We start from the raw sequence: 17,926 nt of genomic DNA, 5'->3' as shown, positions 1-17,926 counted from the left end.
GTCAGTTCGCGGCGGCGACGGCCGCCGCGTGCGCCTGGACGTGCCGGTCCATCTCCGCCCGGAAGGCGGCCACCAGAGAGGGCCGGATCCGGCCGGCGTTGCGGTCGCCGCCCTCGCAGACGGCCCCGCGCACCCCCACGATGTCCGTGCCCATACGGGCCAGTTCCTCCAGGTCGGGGGCCTTGACGCTGCCCGCGAGAGCGGCGAGGAGACCCGCCTCGTGCGCCAGCTCCACGAACCGGGCGCAGACCTCCGGCGGGGTGTGGTCGAACAGCCGTGACCCGTCCTTGACGGCCGTGTCGAGCATGGCCCCGTCGGAGCCGGAACGGCGGGCGATGTCGGGCAGCGCGAGCGGGTTGACGCAGCCGATCCGGTGGGCGTCGGCGTAGCCCGAGGCGACGACGAACGCGTCGGGCCGGTGGTCCTTCACGGCCCGGACGACGCCGCGCATGACCTCGACGGCCTGCTCGGGCGTGGTGCAGCCGTAGAGCCCGACCTTGATGTACGAGGCCCCCGAGACGACCGCGCCGAGCGCGGCCTGGGCCACGGTACCGGGCTTGTAGGGCACGTCCCCCACGGTGGCGGAGACCGGCCTGTCCGCGGGGACCGCCTCGCGGATCGCTCTGATCACCCAGGGGTAGTTCGCGCCGAGCGAGCCCTCGTCGGGCTTCTTGACGTCCACGATGTCGAGGTGTTCGGCCGCCTTGGCGCAGTCGAGGGCCTCCTCGACACTGTCCGGTGAGACGAGAAGCAACACCGTGCACTCCTTCCCCGTGTGCGCACGGGCCACGACGGGCAGGCCGCGCCGTCACGGAATCCCGGGCGATCACCTCATGGTCACAGCGGTCCGACGGTCACCGGTAGAGCGCGCGGAATCCGACCCGACCACCCACCGTGCACCGCACACCCCCTCAGTGCGCCGTCCGCGCCGGTGCCCATCCGGCACGTCGGGCGCGGCGGCCCCCGGGCCGTACCCCGCAGCGGTCGACGGCGTCGGAGACGGCCCGGTGGTCCGACGGGCGCAGGGAGCGGTGGACGCTCCGCAGCAGAGTGGACTCGCCGCTGCCGTTGGGGGCGACGAGGCCGACTATGTCGCCCTTGCGGACCCGCGGGCTCACGTCGCGCAGGACCGGGAGCGTCAACGCGTGTTGCGGCAAGGGCGTTGGCCCAGGACCCCGGGTTGCTCGTGCGGGACGAACTCACCGACCACCTAGGCGTCCGGGCCCGCTTCGAACTGCTGGACCAGATCCGTGCCACCGGCGTCGCCGCCCTCGCCGTCCTGCACGACTCGACCTCGCCGCCCGCTTCTGCGATCGCAAGGTCGTCCTGCACGAGGGCGCCGTGGCCGCGGCGGGACCGTCCTGGAGGTGCTCACGCCGGACCTCCTCGCCGACGTCTTCGGCGTCCGCGCGAGCGCCGCACGCCACACCGACGGCGTCGTCCGCCTCACCTACGCCGCCCGCCCCCTCGCACACGGCCTCGGGCACGGGGAAGGGGTGAACGGGTCACGGGCCGTGGCGGACCACCCGGGTCGGAACGGTGACGCGGCGGGCGGCCGGCGGAGCCGTGTCCCGGTGTTCGAGGCGGTCGATCAGCAGCCGCGCGGCCTGCCTGCCGATCTCGTCGGCGTCGTAGGAGACGAGGGTCAGCGGCAGACCGAGGACGTCGGAGAGGTCGAAGTCGTCGAAACCGGCGACGGGAAGGGTGACCCCCGCCTTGTACAGGGCCCGGATCGCACCCTGACTGATGCGGTTGTTGGTGCAGAACAGCGCGGTGGGGCCTTCGGACTGCCCGAGCAGTTCGACGGTGGCCCGTTCCGCCGCGGCCGAGTCGACCAGACCCTGACGGATGAGGGCGTTGTCCGGCTCGGTGCCGACCTCCTCGTGCGCCGCCCAGAAACCGCGCAGGCGCTCGGCGCCGGTGTAGAGCGCCGGCGGATTGCCGAGGAAGGCGATCCGGGTGTGTCCGTCGGCCAGGAGGCAGGCGGTCGCCTCGCGGGCGCCGTGGAAGTCCTCGACCAGGACGCAGTCGGTGTCGAGTCCGGCGGGCGGCCGCGCGGCGAAGACGACCGGGACGTGCCGCATGGCCGCGGCCAGATGCTGCTGCCTGCTGCCCGCCGGGACGACGATCAGTCCCTCGACCTGGTGGTCGACGAGCCCGTCGATGAGTTCGGGCTCCCGTTCGGGCTGCTCGCCCGAGTTGCTCAGCAGCATGCGGAAGCCGTACTCCGTCGCGATCTCCTGGACGCCGAGCGCGAGCCGTGAGTAGAAGGGGTTGGCGAGGTTGGTGACGACCAGGCCGATCATCCCGCTGCCCCCGAGGCGCAGACTGCGCGCGGTCTGGTTGCGGCGGTAGCCCAGCCGGTCGACCGCCGCGAAGACCCGCTCGCGCGTCGCCTCGGACACGCCGGGGTCGTTCTTGAGCACGCGGGACACGGTCATGGCGCTGACCTGCGCGAGCTTGCCGACATCGTGCATGGTCGGCCCGCTGCCCCGGCGAGCGGTCATGCCCCTGCCCCTTCCTCCGTCTGCCTGCACCGGCACCCCCGGCCTCACCGGGTCTCCGGGACGCCCCGCACCCACTCGGCCGCCCCGGTCAGGGGAGCCTCCTCGGGGTTCCGGGCCGGCCGGACGGGTACGTCGTCCGGTCCGCCGGCCGAGGCCAGCCCCGCGGTGAGCGCGGGGTGGATCAGGTCCCACGACCGGGCCATGGAGCCACCGACGACCACCGCGGTGGCGTCGAAGCGGTCGATCCAGGGAGCCAGGGCAAGGCCGAGTGCCTCGAAAGCGTAGCGGAAGGCCGACACCGCGGCGGCGTCGCCCGCCGTGGCACGTGCGGCCAGCTCGCGGACGTCGGGGAGGAGTTGTCCCACCTCGGGGGAGAGGCGCGCGTAGTGCCTCCGGATGCCTCGGCGGGAGACGGTGTCCTCCAGCGGGCGGCCGTGCACCGTCAGCCGGTGCACGTGTCCGTGCGGCGGGACCAGGGGGCCGGTGTGGACCGGGCGTCCGGCGGCCAGGAACGAGGAGCCCACCCCCGTGCCCAGCGTCAGGCAGACGACACGGTCGTGGCCCGCGGCGGCACCGACGCCGTACTCGCCGAGGGCGAACGCGTCGGCGTCGTTGAGGAAGCACAGCCGCTCCGCCCGGTCGGCCAGTCGCGCGCGCAGACCGGCCCCGACGTCGACGCCGGACAGCGACTCGAACTTGCCCACGCCGGTGAAGCGGCCGACACCCGTGGCGTAGTCGAAGGGGCCGGGGATCGCCACACCCCAGCACCCGCCGTGCCCGGCGGGCAACGCGAGGGCGGCCCCGGCGACGGCGTCGAGGAGGTCGCCGGCCGCCGCCCGCGGGTCCAGCGGGGCGCGGAGCACCGTCGAGGGGACGGGCCGACGCGTGCCGGGGTCCACGAGCGCGGCGGTGACATGCGTACCGCCGATGTCGAGGACCGGCACCGGGACCCCTCCCGCGCGGGCGTCGCTCACGGTTCGACCACCAGCGCCTTGACGATCCGCACCTCGTCGCCGCCCACCGCGCGGACGCGGTAGGCGCCGACGGAGGCCGGGACGGTGAGGGTCTCCGCGAACGCCATCGTGTGCGTACGGCCGTCCCGCGTCTCGACGACGGCGCCCTCGCCCTGCGCGACGTTGAGGATGTGGAAGCGGCCCGCGGTGTCGTCGGGGGCCTCGCGGCCCTGCGCCACCACGAGGCGGTGCACCGCGTAGAACATCTCGGGCAGCGCGCCGAGGACCTCCTCGCGCCAGCCCTCCCCGGAGCGGAGCGTGCGCGGCTGCTGGACAAGGTCCTTGGTGACGTCCGCCCCGCGCCGGGCGGTGTCCAGGTTGGCGAAGCCGTGTGCGTAGGGCAGTGGACGGGACGCGCCGGCGGCGTCCTTGCGCAGCCAGTCGTACAGCCGCAGCGAGTACAGGTACGGCGTCGCGCTCACCTCCAGCACCAGGTTGCCCGCGCCGGAGGCGTGCGGCGTGCCCGCCGGGATCATGAAGAGCTGCCCCACGGTCGCCGGATGGGACTGGACGTGGTCCTCCACCGGCATCGGGGTGCCGTGTGCGATGGAGTCCTCCACCTGGCGCCGCATGGCCTCGGGGTCCGCCTCGTCGGTGAGTCCCAGCAGCACCCGGGAGCCGTCCTCGCCCGCCGTGACGTAGTACGTCTCGTGCTGGGTGTACGGCCAGCCGAAGACCTCCCGCATGTACTGCTCGCGGGGGTGGAGGTGCAGCGACAGGTTTCCGCCGCCCATGGTGTCGAGGTAGTCGAACCGGATGGGGAAGGACGTGCCGAACCGGCGGTGCACCTCCTCGCCGAGCATCTCCTGGGGATGCTCGACGCACAGCAGCTGGAACGGGATCTCGACCTGCGCCCCGCCCTTCTCGCCGACCAGGACGCCCGCCTCGGGCGCGATCAGCTCGTAGCCGAGGGCCGTGTTGCCCGCCTGCGGGGTGAAGCCGAGCTCGCTCGCCGCCCACTGACCGCCCCACGGGGTGGAGTTGAAGTACGGACGGGTGCGCACCGGGCCCCGGGCCAGACGGGCCAGCGTGGCGCGCAGCGCGGCACCGTCCAGCGAGGCCGGCCGGGCGGGGTCCTGGACGTCGATCCACCTCTCGACGCGGCCGGCGAGCGCGTCACGGTGCCGGTCCTGTACGGGCCAGTCGGTGTAGAACAGGCGGACCAGACCGCCGGGTGCGGCGGGCCGTCCCAGATTGACGCCGACCGGCAGTTCGCCCTTGGCCACGGCCGCCTCGGCGTACCGCTTCGGCAGGTCCGCGTACCACAGCACGTCCGGCGCGCACAGCGCGGCGCCCGGCCCGTACACCACCGACACCCCGTCCCCGGCGGGGCGTCCGGGCCGCGGAACGGCGTCGAACAGGTCCGCGACCCGGGCCGTGGACAGGGGAGTGAAGAACGGGTCGCCGTCGGGGACGGGGCGGGCGGCGATCCGCTCGCCGGCGTCCGCCGCGTAGTGCGCACGGACGTCGAGGAGCGACACCTCGCGGCCGGTGGCGCGCACGGCTTCCGCGAGGCCGTCGGCCAGCGCGGCCCAGTCGAGCGCCGCGGGACCCTCCACCGCCAGGACGAGCGGGCCGGGCGGCAGCGCCGCGGCCGGGACGGACCAGCCGACGGCCACCTCCCCGGCGGCGGGCGGATAGCTGGGCAGGGGGTCGTACGAACGGGACACGGGCACAGCTTGCTCCTTGCTCGGCTCCACGGTGTCAGTTAACGATAACAACGCTTGGCCGAAGGTGTCCATGGTGGCCAGGCCAACCTTCTCGGAACATCCGCACATCAATGACCAGGGATTTCACTGAGTGCTGCTCGCGGGATGGATTCTTTTCCCTTCGGAGTCTTGCTACTGCTGGAATGGTGTCGTTAACCTCCACGCAACACGTACCGGGCAGCTCCGGGGTTCCTCCGGCGTCACGCGCCCTGTGCTTCACATCCGGCCATGCAGTGGCCCGATTCCGTGAAGGTGATCAATGTCAGCATCGGGCAGGACCAGCCGTGCGGCGGGGCCGCTCGCCCGGCGCCGCTTCCTCGCCGGGGTGGCCGCCGGTGCGGCCGCTCTGACGGCCGGAGGGTGCGCACGGGGAACGAGCACGTCCGCGCAGCCGGGAACCACGAGCATCTCCAACGACAACGCCACCTGGGACGACGGCTACCGCACGGCCGGCCGGCAGCTGAAGAAGATCACCGGGTACTCGCTCAGGCCGCTGTCGAACCCGTCGGTCACCTCCTACCAGCAGGTCGTGCAGATGACCCTGCAGACCTCGAAATCCTCCGACCTCGTCAAATGGGCCTCCGGTTACCAGCTCAAACGGCTGGCCCGGGCCGGCGGGCTCACCGACCTGGGCGGGGTCTGGAAGAGTTACGCGGACAAGGGCTGGGTCCGCGGCGCGTCCCGGGACGCCTTCTCCTACCGCGGCACGGTGTACGGCATCCCGCTGTACGAGTCGTACTACGTGCTCTTCTACAGCAAGCCGGTGTTCAAGAAGCTGGGCCTGTCCGCCCCGGCGAGCTGGGACGAGCTCCTGCACTGCGCCGAGGTCCTCAAACGCAACAAGATCACGCCGTTCCTCGCCAGCCAGGTGGGCGGCTGGCCCGCCATCGAGTGGTTCCAGGAGCTGGTCAGCAAGACCGATCCGCACTTCTACCAGCGGCTGGTGGCCGGGCAGGCCTCCTACACCGACGAGCCGGCCCGCCGGGCGATGGACCTCTGGCAGGACTTCATGCGCAAGGGCTGGATGACGCCCCCCGACTTCGACCAGGCGCGCGGCCCCGGCGCCCTCAAGGAGGGCACGCTGGGCATGTTCCTGCACGGCACCTGGCAGGCCGCCGGCATGGCCGCGGCGGGCATGAAACCGGGCACCGACTACGGCGCCTTCCTCCTGCCGACGGTGCGCCCCACCACCGCCAAGAGCGTGATCGCCGAGTCGGGCGTCTTCGTCGTGCCCAGCCGGGCCTCCTCGCACAGGGCGGCCATGGCGAACGTCGCGGCCTGGCTCGACCCGTCCGTGCAGCGGGTGTGGAGCGACTTCCTCCAGGACAGCTCCGCCAACCCCGAGGTCCGCTCCAGCAATCCGGTGGTGGCGGCACTCCAGCGGGACATCGCCCGCGACCACCGGCTGCCGCTGGTCCGCTACTGGGAGGCCAGTCCGCCCAGCCTCATCCAGGGCAACACCGACGACCTCGGCGGATTCATGGCCGGGCAGACCTCTCCGGCCACGACCCTGCGCCGGATGCAGGAGCGCGCACACGACGAATGGGCGGCCTGGAAGCGAGACGAAGCATGAGCACCTCCCTCACCTCCCTCACCGACCGACGCCCGCCGAGCGCGGCCGGCGGACCGACCGCACCCCGGCGCGCGACACCCGCCGGGCGCTCCCGGCACACCGTGCGCGAACGGCTGGTGGCCGGCGGCTTCCTGGCCCCGTCCGTCGTCCTGGTCGCCCTGTTCCTGCTGGCCCCGTTCGTGTGGACGGTCTACCGCAGCTTCTTCGGCGACTCGCGGACCTCGCCGTTCAGCTGGTTCGACAACTACGCGCTGTTCGCCTCCGACCCGGCCCTGGCCCGCTCCGTCCAGAACACCCTGCTGTGGGTGGTGGGCACGGTCGCCCTCCCGTTCGTGCTCGGCCTCGCCATCGCCTGCATGACCGACGCGGGCCGCTTCTCCCGTCTCGTCCGGCTCTGCGTCGTCCTGCCCTACGCCCTCTCGGGGTCCGCGGTGGCGGTGGTGTGGAACTTCATGCTCACCACCGACGGCGCCGTCAACCAGGTCCTGACCACCCTGGGCCTGGACTCGCTGGCGCAGGGGTGGCTGCTGACCTGGCCCGGCAACACCCTGGTGATGATCCTCGCCAACGCCTGGCAGGCCACCGGCGTGGCCGTCATCCTCTTCCTCGTCGGACTGCAGTCCATCCCGCCCGAGACCCTGGAGGCCGGCGCCCTGGACGGTGCGAGCGGCTGGCAGCAGTTCCGCCACATCGTCCTGCCCCAACTCCGCCCCGTGTCGATCATCGTGATCGGGATGAGCCTGGTCAACGGCCTCAAGTCGTTCGACCTGATCTGGGTGCTCACCCAGGGCGGCCCCGGACGGGCCACCGAGACACTCGCCGTGTCCATGTACAACGAGACCTTCCTGGAACTGCGGCCCGGCGCGGGAGCGGCGATCGCGGTCGTCCTCACCGTGATCGTGCTGGCGGCCTCCTGGCTCTATCTGCGCCGCCAGCTCGACGTGAAAGGCGTGTGACCCATGTCCCTCGGCCGCGTTCTGCGCAATGCCACCCTCGCCGTCCTCGCCCTGACGTGGCTGGTCCCCACCTGGCTCCTCGTTGTCAACGCGCTGGTCCCCGCGACGAGTTACTCCGGCAGCCCGCACTGGTTGCCCCAGGACTTCGGACTGTTCGACAACATGTCCCAGGCCTGGGACAAGGCGCACCTCGGACCGGCCCTCGGCAACAGCCTCCTGTACGCCGTGGTCAGCGCCGTGGCCGCCGCGGTGCTCGCCGGCCTCGCCGCCTTCGCCACCGTCATCATGCCCGTCGGACGGCAGGCGGTGTGGTTCTGGGTCATCTACTCCGGCACCCTCCTGCCCCTCCAGGTCTTCCTGCGGCCCCTGTTCCTGTCGTACGCGCACACCTCGCTCTACGACACGCAGCTCGGGCTCGTGCTCATCTACACGGCGATCGCGGTCCCGTTCGCGTTCTTCGTCCTGCGCAACTACGCCCTGACGCTGCCACGCGAGGTCGTGGAGGCCGCGCGGATCGACGGCGCCTCCTGGTGGCGGGTGTTCTGGCAGATCCACGTCCCGCTGACCCGGTCCGCGATGATCGCCGTGTTCGTGTTCCAGTTCGTGGCCGTCTGGAACGACCTCATGTTCGGCATCACCATGGTCACCAGCCGCAACATCCGCCCCGTGATGGCCGCGCTCGCCGATCTGCAGGGCAACTACTCCAACGTCGGGCCGCCCGTCGTACTGGCCGGCGCCCTGCTGGTCTCGCTGCCGACCCTGGTGCTGTTCTTCTCCGCCCAGCGCTTCTTCGTCAGCAGCCTGAAGATCCACCGCTGATCCCGCACCCCCACCCCCTTCCGCCGTCACCAAGGGACACCTCCATGCCGCGCTCACTGCTCACCCGTGCCACCGCCCCCGTGCTCTGCGCCGGACTGCTCTGGACCGCCGCCCCCGCCCACGCCCAGAGCCCCGCACCCGCCCGCCCCGTCTCCTCCGGTACCTGGGCCGACCGCGCCACCGACGCCTACCGGGCGCTCCAGGACCACCTGTACGAGGGCTCCGGCCGGCACGGCCTGTACCTGGAGCACACCCCCCGGCAGGCCGGCGACCAGGAGCACTCCTTCCTCTGGCCGTTCCGCGAGGCCGCGCAGGCCGCCGTCGACATGCAGGAACTGCCGGGCACCGGGTCCGCCTACCGGCAGGACGCGGCCGAGCGTTTCGACACCGCCGAGCTGTACCACACCGGCGGCGACCGCCCCGGCTACGCCTCCTATCTGCCCGCCCCCCTCGGCACGGGCGGCGACACGTACTACGACGACAACGCCGTGGTCGCCCTCACCGAACTCGACCAGTACGAGGCCACCGGCGACGCACGCTACCTGGAGCGGGCCGAGCGAATCCTGCCCGTCGTCTCCCGGGCCTGGGACGACGACACGACCAAGGCGTGCCCGGGCGGCATGGACTGGTACGACTCGCCGAACAACACCATCCGCGCCACCAACGTCACCGCTCTGTCCGCCCAGCTCGCCGCCCGCCTCTACACGCACACCCACGACCGCGCCCACCTGGACAAGGCGCGGCAGTGGTACGGCTGGGTGTACTCCTGCATGCGCAAGGCGCCCGGCCTGTACGTCAACGACCGCGGCGACGACGGCAGCACGAACGAGACCCTGTGGACCTACAACTCCGGTGCCATGATCGGCACCGCCACCGCCCTCTACCGCGGCACCGGAGACACCGGATACCTCGACAAGGCGGTGGCCGACGCCCGCGGCTCCCTGGCGTACTGGACCGAGGGCAGCAGGTTGCACGACCAGCCGGCGGTGTTCAACTCCTTCTACTTCAAGGACCTGCTCGACCTGGACGCCGTGCGGCCCGCCCCCGCCTACCTCAAGGCCATGAGCGCCTACGCCGACAGCACGTACAAGTCCAACCGGGACTCCGCTACCGGGCTGTTCCGCTTCCAGCCCTCCAACGGCGGCGACTACGACCCGGCGGCGCCGGCCGCGACCCTCAACCAGTCGGCCATGGTCCAGATCTTCGCCACCCTCGCCGACGCCACCCACCACAAGCACCGGCGTTCCTGACACGCGGAACCCACCACCCTCACCGGCGTTCCCGACACGACGGACCGCACCACCGCACCCCGACGCAAAGGACCTCGACGCACCATGTCCAAGCCACCGCTCACCCGGCCCTCCTGGTGGGACGCCGACCTCGCGCGCGACCTGCTGAAGGAGCGCGTGGCCACCACCGCCCACCTCGGCGGCGCTCGGGTGCGGCTCTCCGGCGAGCCACTGCTGCGTCACGACGGCAGGGGCGGCCTGCTGCAGTCCGTCCGGCTGCGGGTGGACCACCCCGACGGCACCCGCCCGCCGCGCCTCACCAGGGCCCGGGTCACCACCGCAGGAGGCACCCCCGTCCACTGCGAGCTGCTCCCGGGCCCGGACGGCGACACCCGCCTTCTCGTCCCCGAAGTGACCGCGCCCACCCCCCTGTCGATCGAACTCCCCGAACTCCAGGAAGGCACCCACCTCCCCTTCGAGGCACACCCGCAGCGCCACTGGACCCTGCACCTCGTCCAGCACTCCCACCTGGACATCGGCTACACCGACCCGCAGGGCAGGGTGATGGCCGAGAGCCGCGCCTACCTCGACTCCCTCCTGGAACTGTGCAGCGACACCGACGACTGGCCGGACCCCGCCCGGTTCCGCTGGGCCGTCGAGGGGTTCCACTCCTTCCAGGACTGGCGGGCCCACCGGCCCCGGCGCCAGGTGGAGCGCTTCCTGGACCGGGTCCGCGAGGGGCGTGTCGAACTCACGGCCATGCCGTTCAACCTGCACACCGAGACCTGCTCCACCGACGAACTGCACGAACTGCTGCGCCCCGTGGCCGAACTGCGCGAACGGCACGGCATCGACCTCACCACCGCCATGCAGACGGACGTGCCCGGCCAGGTCGTCGGGCTGCCCGACGTCCTCGCGGACAACGGCATCCGCTACCTGTCCGTCGCCCACAACTGGGCGGGCCGCGCCGTGCCCCACCTCGTCGGCGGGGAGCACCTGCCCCGGCTGTTCCGCTGGCAGGCACCGAGCGGCAACAGCGTCCTGGTGTGGCGCACCGACACCCCGCACGGCCTGGCCTACATGGAGGGCTCGATCCTCGGCTTCGACGAGTCCTACGACCACGTCGACGACCTGCTGCCCGCCTACCTCGGCGCCCTGGCCCGCTTCCCGTACCCGCACCAGGGGCGCGGCATCCCCGGCTTCCCGGCCCTCGACCTGCCCGGCACGGCGGACCCGTACCCGTGGGACGTCCTGCACCTGCGGGTGCTCGGCAAGTTCGCGGACAACGGTCCGCCCCGCCGCGTCATCTCCGACACCGTGCGCCGCTGGAACGAGGAGTGGGCGTACCCGCGTCTGCGTGCCTCCCGCAACCAGGACTTCTTCGAGGACGCGGAGAAGCGGGTCGGGGACCGCCTGGAGACCTACCGGGGCGACTGGAGCGACTGGTGGGTCGACGGCGTCGGCGCAGGCGCCGTCCCGCTGGCCGCCACCCGGCGCGGCCAGGCGGCCCTCGCCGAGGCACAGACCGTCGCCGGGTACGCCCAGCTGCTCGGCGTCCCCGACAGCACGGCGGTCACCGCGGCCGCCCCGGCCGTCTACCGCTCCGCCTCGCTGTTCAACGAGCACACCTGGGGCGCCGGCGACCCCTGGACCCACGGCGACCACGGCCACGGCTCCGGCGAGAAGCAGTGGCACTGGAAGTACGCCCAGGCCCTGCGCGCCCACGACGACGCCGAGACCCTCCTGGACGCCGCCTCCGCCCTGCTGGGGGAGGCCCTCGCCCCCGCCGCCGACGCGCTCGCGTCCTTCTACGCCGTCAACACGTGCAGTTGGCCGCGGACCGAGACGGCCCGGCTCTTCCTCCCCGAGAGCACGGTCGCGCTCGACGAGGCGGTCCACGTCCTCGACGGACGCACCGGAGAGCCCCTCTCGTTCGCCGAGGAGGCCCAGAGCAACGACCGCCACCGCGCGGCGGGCCGCTTCCTGAACGTACCCGTCACGGAGGTGCCGGCCTGCGGGGCCGTACGCCTGGACGTCGTGGCCGCCGGGGCCTCCCCGGCGCGGGAGCCGGCGGAAGCGGTCGGCGGGGCCACCGTCCTGGAGAACGACCACCTGCGCGTCACGGTCGACCTGCGCGAGGCGTGCGTCTCCTCCGTCGTCGACAAGGCCACCGGCCGCGAGATGGTGCGCCAGGACGCCGCCGTCGGCCTCAACGGGTACGTCTACGACGAGTACGCCACAGCCGGCGGCTTCAACCACCAGTCAAGCAAGACCGTTGCCGACGACTCGATGCACCTGCTCGCCTCCCGCAGCACCGCCCCGCCCGCGGCACTCGTCGACCGCACCACGGACGCCACCGGCCAGACGCTCGTCTACGAATGCGCGCCCGCCGGTACCCGCAGGCTCCGCGTACGAGTGCACCTCCCGCACCACGCTGCCCGTGTCGACATCGAGAACCGGATCGACAAGACCGCGACCCTCACCAAGGAGAGCGCCTTCTTCGCCTTCCCCTTCGCCCTCGACCACCCCACCGTGCGCACGGAGGCCACCGGCGGCGTCCTGGGCACCGACCGCGAGACCGTGCCGGGCTCGGCGGCCCACATGCGTGCCGTACGGCGCTGGATCAGCCTCAGCGACGGCACCCACCACGCCGCCCTGGCGACGGCCGACGCCCCGCTCGTGCAGCTCGGCGGGATCGCGATCCCCTACGTGCCCTACCCGCCGTCGCTGCCCCGTGAGGAGCCGGGAACCGTCTTCTCCTGGGTGCACAACAACATCTGGGACACCAACTTCCCCGCCCAGCAGGCGTTCGACCACGTCTTCCGCTACAGCGTCGGCTTCACCACGGCCGAGGAGGACCCCTCGGCCCACGCCGCACGTGTCGCCGCCGTCACCAGCCACCCTCTGGTGCCGGTCCGCGCCCGTGCCGGAGCCGGGGCCGCATCCCCGGCGCGGACGCAGTTCCTGACCGTGGACGACCCCCGGGTACGGCTTGTCGGGCTCACCGTCCCCGCCGAGGGCCGGCTCCTGGTGCGCCTGCAGTCGGTGGCCGGCACGCCCGTCACCTGCCGCCTGCGCACCCCCTTCCCGGTGACCCGCGCGGCGCGCACCACCTATCTGGGGCTGGGCCCGCGCGACATCGGTCCGGAGCCGGACGGCACGGTCGCGGTCGACGTTCCGGCGCTCGGTACGGCGGCGGTCGTGCTGCACCTGTCCGCGTCCGGGAGTGGAGCCTGATCCGCGGCGGCTCCCGCGGACGGTCTGCGCCCGCGGCCCACGGGCACACCCGCCTCTGTGTCGGGTGCCCGAGCCGCTCGACCGCTGCTCGGCCGCCATGAGAGGCAACCGGCCGACCGTCGTGGCGGCCTTCCACTCCCGCCGCGGGCCGTCCCTCTTCGGCGGGGTCGGAAACGCCGGTACGGCTGCGCGATGAGTTCGTGGGCTCGAAGCGGTCTACTCCAGTAATCAACGGATCAGGTGGCCCACTCCGCAGGTGACGGAAGGTCGCCAGGAGGAGGAGACAGTGACCAGACGTTCGGGCGCGGTGACCTGCGACCTCTCGATCTCCGTCGACGGCTACTCGGCAGGGCTCGATCAGACCGAGCAACGCCCGTTCGGCGACGACGCCGGCGACGGCTGGGGCGACAGGCTGCACGCGTGGATGTTCGAGACCCCGGAGCAGCGGCAGGCCGAGCTCGACCGGCTGACAGCGGTCGGCGCCTTCATCATGGGGCGCAATATGTTCGGCCCCGTACGCGGCGGGTGGGACCGGCCGTGGAAGGGCTGGTGGGGCGAGAATCCGCCGTACCACGCACCGGTCTTCGTGCTGACCCACCACCCGCGTGACCCGCAACCGATGGACGGCGGTACCACCTTCCACTTCGTCACCGACGGAATCGAATCCGCGCTGCGGCAGGCTCGTGAGGCGGCAGGCGACCGCAACGTGTCGATCCACGGGGGCGCGACCACCATCAACCAGTACCTGGCCGCAGGCTTGATCGACGAGCTGCGGCTACACATCGTGCCGTTCACACTCGGCGCCGGCACGCGGTTGTTCGACGGCGTGCCGGCACTGAATCTTGAGCAGGTGGAGTCGCGAACAGCGGACTCGGTCACACATGTGACTTATCGCGTGCTGTGACGGCCGGCAGTACGTTCACCCGGGCGAGGACCGAAGCCTCCTCCCGGCGGAGTCCGGCGACCCTGCGCGTCCCGTGGCTGACCATGCCCACGCGCTGTGGTGCGAGGCCGCCGCGCAGCGGACCCGGCAGTGGGTCCGCCGGCAGAACCGTCCGCCCCACGCGCCACCGGCGGAGGGGTTCGGTCGTGGCGCGGCGGTGGGAGCACGCCCCTGCCGAGGCGTACTCCCACCGCCGCCGGACGGACAATGTCAGCCCTGGCGGACCGAGACCACGGCCATGTCGGCCACATTGACGTTGGCGGGCGCGGAGACCGCGAAGGCCACCGCGTGGGCGAGGTCGTCGGCGGAGAGGGGACGAAGGCCCCGGCGCATCTGCGCCAGTCCCTCGCGCATCCGCTCGTCGCTCATGTCGTCACCCAGTTCGGTCGCCGTGACACCCGGTTCGATGTTGTGCACCCGCACATCGCGCGGTCCGAACTCGGCCCGCAGGTTGCGCGTCAGGTGGGCGACCGCCGCCTTGGTGGCGCTGTAGACGGACCAGTTCGGGTAGAGCAGGTGACCCGCGACGGAACCGACGTGCACCAGGTCGGCAGGGCCGTGTTCCGCCGCGGTGAGCAGGTCGTCGGCGAAGACACGCCCGGTGTGGATCAACCCGCGCAGGTTGACGTCGATCATGCGGTCCCATTCCGCTGTGTCGGCGTCCTCGAACGGCGACCCCAGCATCACGCCGGCGTTGGCCACGACGAGGTCCACCCGTCCGAGCTCGGAGCGGACGGAGTCCGCCGCCCGGCTCAGTGCCTGCGGATCGGTTACGTCCACGGCGACCGGCAGAGCCTGCCCGCCGCTGGAGCGCAACTCGTCGGCCAGCTCCACCAGCCGGCTCTCCCGCCGACCCATGAGGGCGACGCGCGCACCGAGGAGTGCCAGACGGCGGCCGGTGGCGGCCCCGATGCCGGCGGTGGCCCCGGTGACCACCGCCACCCGCCCGGCGAGGGGGAGGGACGCTGCGGCCGGAGAACCGGTGCGCGCCGCGGGCGCGGTCCAGGACATCGAGGAGGTCGAAGAGGTCGAGGAGGTTGTGGAAGAAGTCATGCGTCCACTGTCGGGGCGTGCGACGCGGGCTACCAGGCAGGCCCTCGCCCGGGCATGCCGTCCCGGGGTGCGGCGCACCCCCTCAGCGACGCCGGGGCGCGGTGTCGGGGCGGTTGTCATGTCGTGGCGGCAAGCACGTCGGATACGACCGGTTCAAGATCCGGGGAACTCGGCCAGGGCGAAGCCCCGCCCCAGCGTGCCGCTCACCCGGGGGCCTTGATGCCGTCCAGTGCCATGGCGAGCACCCGGTCCCGCTGGGCCTCCTGGACGAAGTTCGCCCCGCTGACGCCGTTGACCAGGAAGAGGACGTCGTCGAAGCTCACGTCGGTCCGGGCCTTGCCGGCGGCCTGGGCGCGTTCGAGAAGCGGTCGGCCCGCCGCATGGATCATGTCGCGGCCGGTCGCGAACATCTCCGCGCGGTGCGCGATGGCGTCGTAGATGGCCTTCTTGGTGGTCGCGTAGCTGACGAACTGGCGCAGCCAGCTCTCCAGGGCGTCCCACGGTCCCAGGCCGCCGGGCTCGGCCGCAAGGCGGCCGAGGGCCTCGACCTCGTCCAGGTAGACGGTTTCGAACAGATGCTGGCGTGTGGGGAAGTTGCGGTAGAGCGTCGCGATGTTGACCCCTGCCCGTCGGGCGATGCCCTCCAGCGAGGCGCCGGCCCCCTCGGCGGCGAACACCTCGCGAGCGGCGTCCAGCAGTGCGTCGAAGTTGCGGCGTGCATCGGCGCGCGTCGGTCTGCTCACGACGAAACCGGTTCGAGGTCGCCCGCCGGACCCGGTGGTGGCCATCACGCATTCCTCCTGATCTCCAGCCCTTGTCAAACGAAGGGAGGCCTGCGCTAAAGTCAAGGCATGCCTTCACCTATGCGCAGGCATGCCTTACCTTATTCGGACCCTGCGGGAGATCATGACCACCATCGGCTTCATCGGCAGCGGAAACCTCGGCAGCACGCTCGCCCGCCTCGCGGTCGATGCCGGCCACGACGTCGTCCTCAGCAACAGCCGCGGTCCGCACACCCTGAGGAACCTGGTCATGCGGCTCGGCCCGCGGGCCCGCGCGGCGACCCCCGTCGAGGCCGCGGCCGCCGGCGACCTCGTCGTGGTGACCATCCCGATCAGGGCTTACCAACACGTCCCCACCGAGCCCCTGCGGGGCAAGGTCGTCATCGACACCCTCAACTACGACCCCGTCCGCCAGGGCCGTGTCCCCGAGATAGAGGCCGACCCCACCCCGGCACACCTCCTGCTACGGACACACCTGACCGAATCGCACGTCGTCAAGGCATTCAGCAGCATCTTCTTCAGACACCTCGCCACCCTGGGACGCCCCGCCGACGCCCCCGACCGCAGCGCACTGCCCATCGCAGGCGACGACACCGACGCCAAGAGGGAAGTCGCCGCGCTGATCGACTCAGTCGGCTACGACGCATACGACGTCGGTCCTCTCGACGAAAGCCGCCGGTTCGCCCCGGGCACGCCCGCCCAGCACGCCCATCTCGACCCGGACGGCATGCTCGACGCCCCCGGACGTCCCGTGTCGGCGGCCGACCTCGCGAGGCTCCTCTCGGCCTGAGGAACGCCATGACCGGCACCCCCGGCTCTTCCCCGGCAGCGCATGGGTGGGTGGGCGAGGTCCGACACCCGGTCGGGGGCGCCCTCACGTCACCCGCCCTCGGTGGTCCAAGGCTGTTTGCGCTGGTCGGAGGCGATTCACCTGTTGTGCTTGTGGGTGTCAGCAGGAACGGGCGTTGGTTTCCTGGGCCGTTGGTTTTTAGTGTGGGGGTGTGGCGCCGTACGGCGCCGTGCACGTACGAGGATGTCCTGGAGGAGTTCCATGCGGGAGCGCACTATTGGTGGGCGAGCCGTCTCCGCGGTGGGTCTGGGCGGGATGCCGATGTCGATCGAGGGGCGTCCGGACGCGGAGCGCTCGATCGCGACCGTTCACGCCGCGCTGGAGGCCGGTGTCACCCTGATCGACACGGCGGACGCCTATCACCTCAAGGCGGGGGAGGTCGGTCACAACGAGGAACTCATCGCCCGGGCGCTGCGCGAGTACGGCTCGGGCGCCGCGGACGTGCTCGTCGCCACGAAGGGCGGGCACCTGCGTCCCGGCGACGGGACGTGGACGCTCAACGGCGATCCGCAGTACGTGAAGCGGGCCGCGAAGGAGTCCGCCCGGCGGCTCGGTGTCGAGGCGATCGGCCTGTACCAGTTCCACCGTCCCGATCCCGCCGTGCCGTACGCCGAGTCCGTCGGTGCGCTGAGTGAGCTGCTGGACGAGGGCGTCATCCTGATGGCCGGGATCTCGAACGCGGACGTGACGCAGATCGACGTGGCACAGGAAGTGCTCGGCGGCCGACTGGTGTCGGTGCAGAACCAGTTCTCGCCCGCCTTCCGTTCGAGTCTGCCGGAGCTGGAGCGTTGCGCCGAGCTCGGCATCGCTTTCCTGCCGTGGAGCCCGCTGGGCGGTATCGCGAACGCCAAGGACCTCGCGGAGCACCACGGGGCGTTCCAGCAGGTCGCCGACGAGGTCGGTGTCAGTGTCCACCGGGTCACCCTGGCGTGGGAGCTCGCGCTCGCTCCTGTCGTCGTCCCGATCCCGGGAGCCTCTCGCCCGGAGAGCATCCGTGACTCCGCAGCCGCGGCCGACCTCGACCTCACGGCCGAGCAGGTCGCGTGGCTGTCCGCCTGACAGGTCCGGTACTCGGTTCTCGTCCGGTGCCGCCGGACACGTCACACCCGCTTCTGCGGACGGTGTGACGTGTCACGGCACCTGGAGGTGGTTGCGACCCGGGGGGGCCGGGGCCGTGGCTTCGCCCACTCCCCGGCTGCCGCTTGTGCCCGGCCTGGCACGAGGAGCAGGCGACGGACGGACGCCTGGGACCGGT

General features: G+C 72.0%; 15 protein-coding genes and 1 pseudogene. 9 read left to right on the top strand and 7 right to left on the bottom strand.

Features of this window, described 5'->3' with window-relative positions:
- Position 1: 1 nt before the first annotated feature.
- Together OHB09_RS00355 and OHB09_RS33260 are read right to left on the bottom strand one after the other, a co-directional pair.
- On the bottom strand, positions 2–757 hold the full coding sequence (locus OHB09_RS00355; protein WP_319117523.1) for a (5-formylfuran-3-yl)methyl phosphate synthase: 756 nt from the start codon (positions 755–757) through the stop codon (positions 2–4).
- A 154-nt stretch (positions 758–911) separates the two neighbouring features.
- Positions 912–1,118, bottom strand: coding sequence for a hypothetical protein (locus tag OHB09_RS33260; RefSeq protein WP_407077301.1), 207 nt, complete (start codon positions 1,116–1,118; stop codon positions 912–914).
- Between the two features lie 15 nt (positions 1,119–1,133).
- On the opposite strand from OHB09_RS33260, the pseudogene OHB09_RS00345 reads away from it, so the two are divergent.
- A pseudogene (locus OHB09_RS00345) lies at positions 1,134–1,472 on the top strand (ABC transporter ATP-binding protein); the annotation flags it as partial.
- Between the two features lie 33 nt (positions 1,473–1,505).
- Here the strand turns inward: OHB09_RS00345 and OHB09_RS00340 are convergent.
- From OHB09_RS00340 to OHB09_RS00330, 3 genes are read right to left on the bottom strand one after another with little or no spacing between them, the layout of a single operon-like run.
- Entirely contained in the window at positions 1,506–2,507 is a 1,002-nt protein-coding gene (locus OHB09_RS00340) for a LacI family DNA-binding transcriptional regulator (protein WP_328730296.1), read from the bottom strand.
- Between the two features lie 44 nt (positions 2,508–2,551).
- The gene (locus OHB09_RS00335) at positions 2,552–3,481 is read right to left on the bottom strand and encodes an ROK family protein (protein ID WP_328919467.1); all 930 of its coding nucleotides are present in this window, start codon (positions 3,479–3,481) and stop codon (positions 2,552–2,554) included.
- On the bottom strand, positions 3,478–5,196 hold the full coding sequence (locus tag OHB09_RS00330) for a class I mannose-6-phosphate isomerase (protein ID WP_328921401.1): 1,719 nt from the start codon (positions 5,194–5,196) through the stop codon (positions 3,478–3,480). The genes OHB09_RS00335 and OHB09_RS00330 overlap by 4 nt, the downstream gene beginning before the upstream one ends.
- 292 nt (positions 5,197–5,488) lie before the next feature.
- On the opposite strand from OHB09_RS00330, the gene OHB09_RS00325 reads away from it, so the two are divergent.
- The 6 genes from OHB09_RS00325 to OHB09_RS00300 all read left to right on the top strand — a co-directional run bounded on the left by OHB09_RS00325 (position 5,489) and on the right by OHB09_RS00300 (position 13,947).
- Complete coding sequence (locus tag OHB09_RS00325; protein ID WP_319117520.1) at positions 5,489–6,802, top strand: ABC transporter substrate-binding protein; 1,314 nt, start codon at positions 5,489–5,491, stop codon at positions 6,800–6,802.
- Complete coding sequence (locus OHB09_RS00320) at positions 6,799–7,758, top strand: carbohydrate ABC transporter permease (RefSeq protein ID WP_191854333.1); 960 nt, start codon at positions 6,799–6,801, stop codon at positions 7,756–7,758. Before OHB09_RS00325 ends, OHB09_RS00320 begins: the two co-directional genes overlap by 4 nt.
- 3 nt (positions 7,759–7,761) lie before the next feature.
- Positions 7,762–8,577, top strand: a complete 816-nt coding sequence (locus OHB09_RS00315) for a carbohydrate ABC transporter permease (RefSeq protein ID WP_006138688.1) — start codon at positions 7,762–7,764, stop codon at positions 8,575–8,577.
- A gap of 44 nt (positions 8,578–8,621) precedes the next feature.
- Positions 8,622–9,827: a glycoside hydrolase family 76 protein gene (locus tag OHB09_RS00310; protein WP_319350064.1), complete on the top strand. Its 1,206-nt coding sequence runs from the start codon at positions 8,622–8,624 to the stop codon at positions 9,825–9,827.
- A gap of 84 nt (positions 9,828–9,911) precedes the next feature.
- Entirely contained in the window at positions 9,912–13,043 is a 3,132-nt protein-coding gene (locus tag OHB09_RS00305) for a glycoside hydrolase family 38 N-terminal domain-containing protein (protein WP_319117516.1), read from the top strand.
- Positions 13,044–13,329: 286 nt separating this feature from the next.
- A complete protein-coding gene (locus tag OHB09_RS00300) occupies positions 13,330–13,947 on the top strand; it encodes a dihydrofolate reductase family protein (RefSeq protein WP_006138693.1) in 618 nt (205 codons plus the stop codon).
- 249 nt (positions 13,948–14,196) lie between these two features.
- Here OHB09_RS00300 and OHB09_RS00295 read toward each other — a convergent pair whose 3' ends face one another.
- Positions 14,197–15,039 carry an SDR family oxidoreductase gene (locus OHB09_RS00295; protein ID WP_328921400.1) on the bottom strand — a complete coding sequence of 281 codons (843 nt, stop codon included), beginning with the start codon at positions 15,037–15,039 and terminating at the stop codon, positions 14,197–14,199.
- Positions 15,040–15,242: 203 nt separating this feature from the next.
- Positions 15,243–15,827, bottom strand: coding sequence for a TetR/AcrR family transcriptional regulator (locus OHB09_RS00290; protein WP_006138697.1), 585 nt, complete (start codon positions 15,825–15,827; stop codon positions 15,243–15,245).
- Between the two features lie 118 nt (positions 15,828–15,945).
- Between OHB09_RS00290 and OHB09_RS00285 the strand changes: the two genes are divergently transcribed.
- Complete coding sequence (locus OHB09_RS00285) at positions 15,946–16,611, top strand: NADPH-dependent F420 reductase (RefSeq protein ID WP_191890996.1); 666 nt, start codon at positions 15,946–15,948, stop codon at positions 16,609–16,611.
- 261 nt (positions 16,612–16,872) lie between these two features.
- On the top strand, positions 16,873–17,730 hold the full coding sequence (locus tag OHB09_RS00280) for an aldo/keto reductase (RefSeq protein WP_191854337.1): 858 nt from the start codon (positions 16,873–16,875) through the stop codon (positions 17,728–17,730).
- Positions 17,731–17,926: the final 196 nt, after the last annotated feature.

It is taken from the genome of Streptomyces griseoaurantiacus (assembly GCF_036189845.1).
In the GTDB taxonomy this organism is placed as follows: domain Bacteria; phylum Actinomycetota; class Actinomycetes; order Streptomycetales; family Streptomycetaceae; genus Streptomyces; species Streptomyces griseoaurantiacus.
This window is presented reverse-complemented; position numbering and strand designations above follow the sequence as displayed.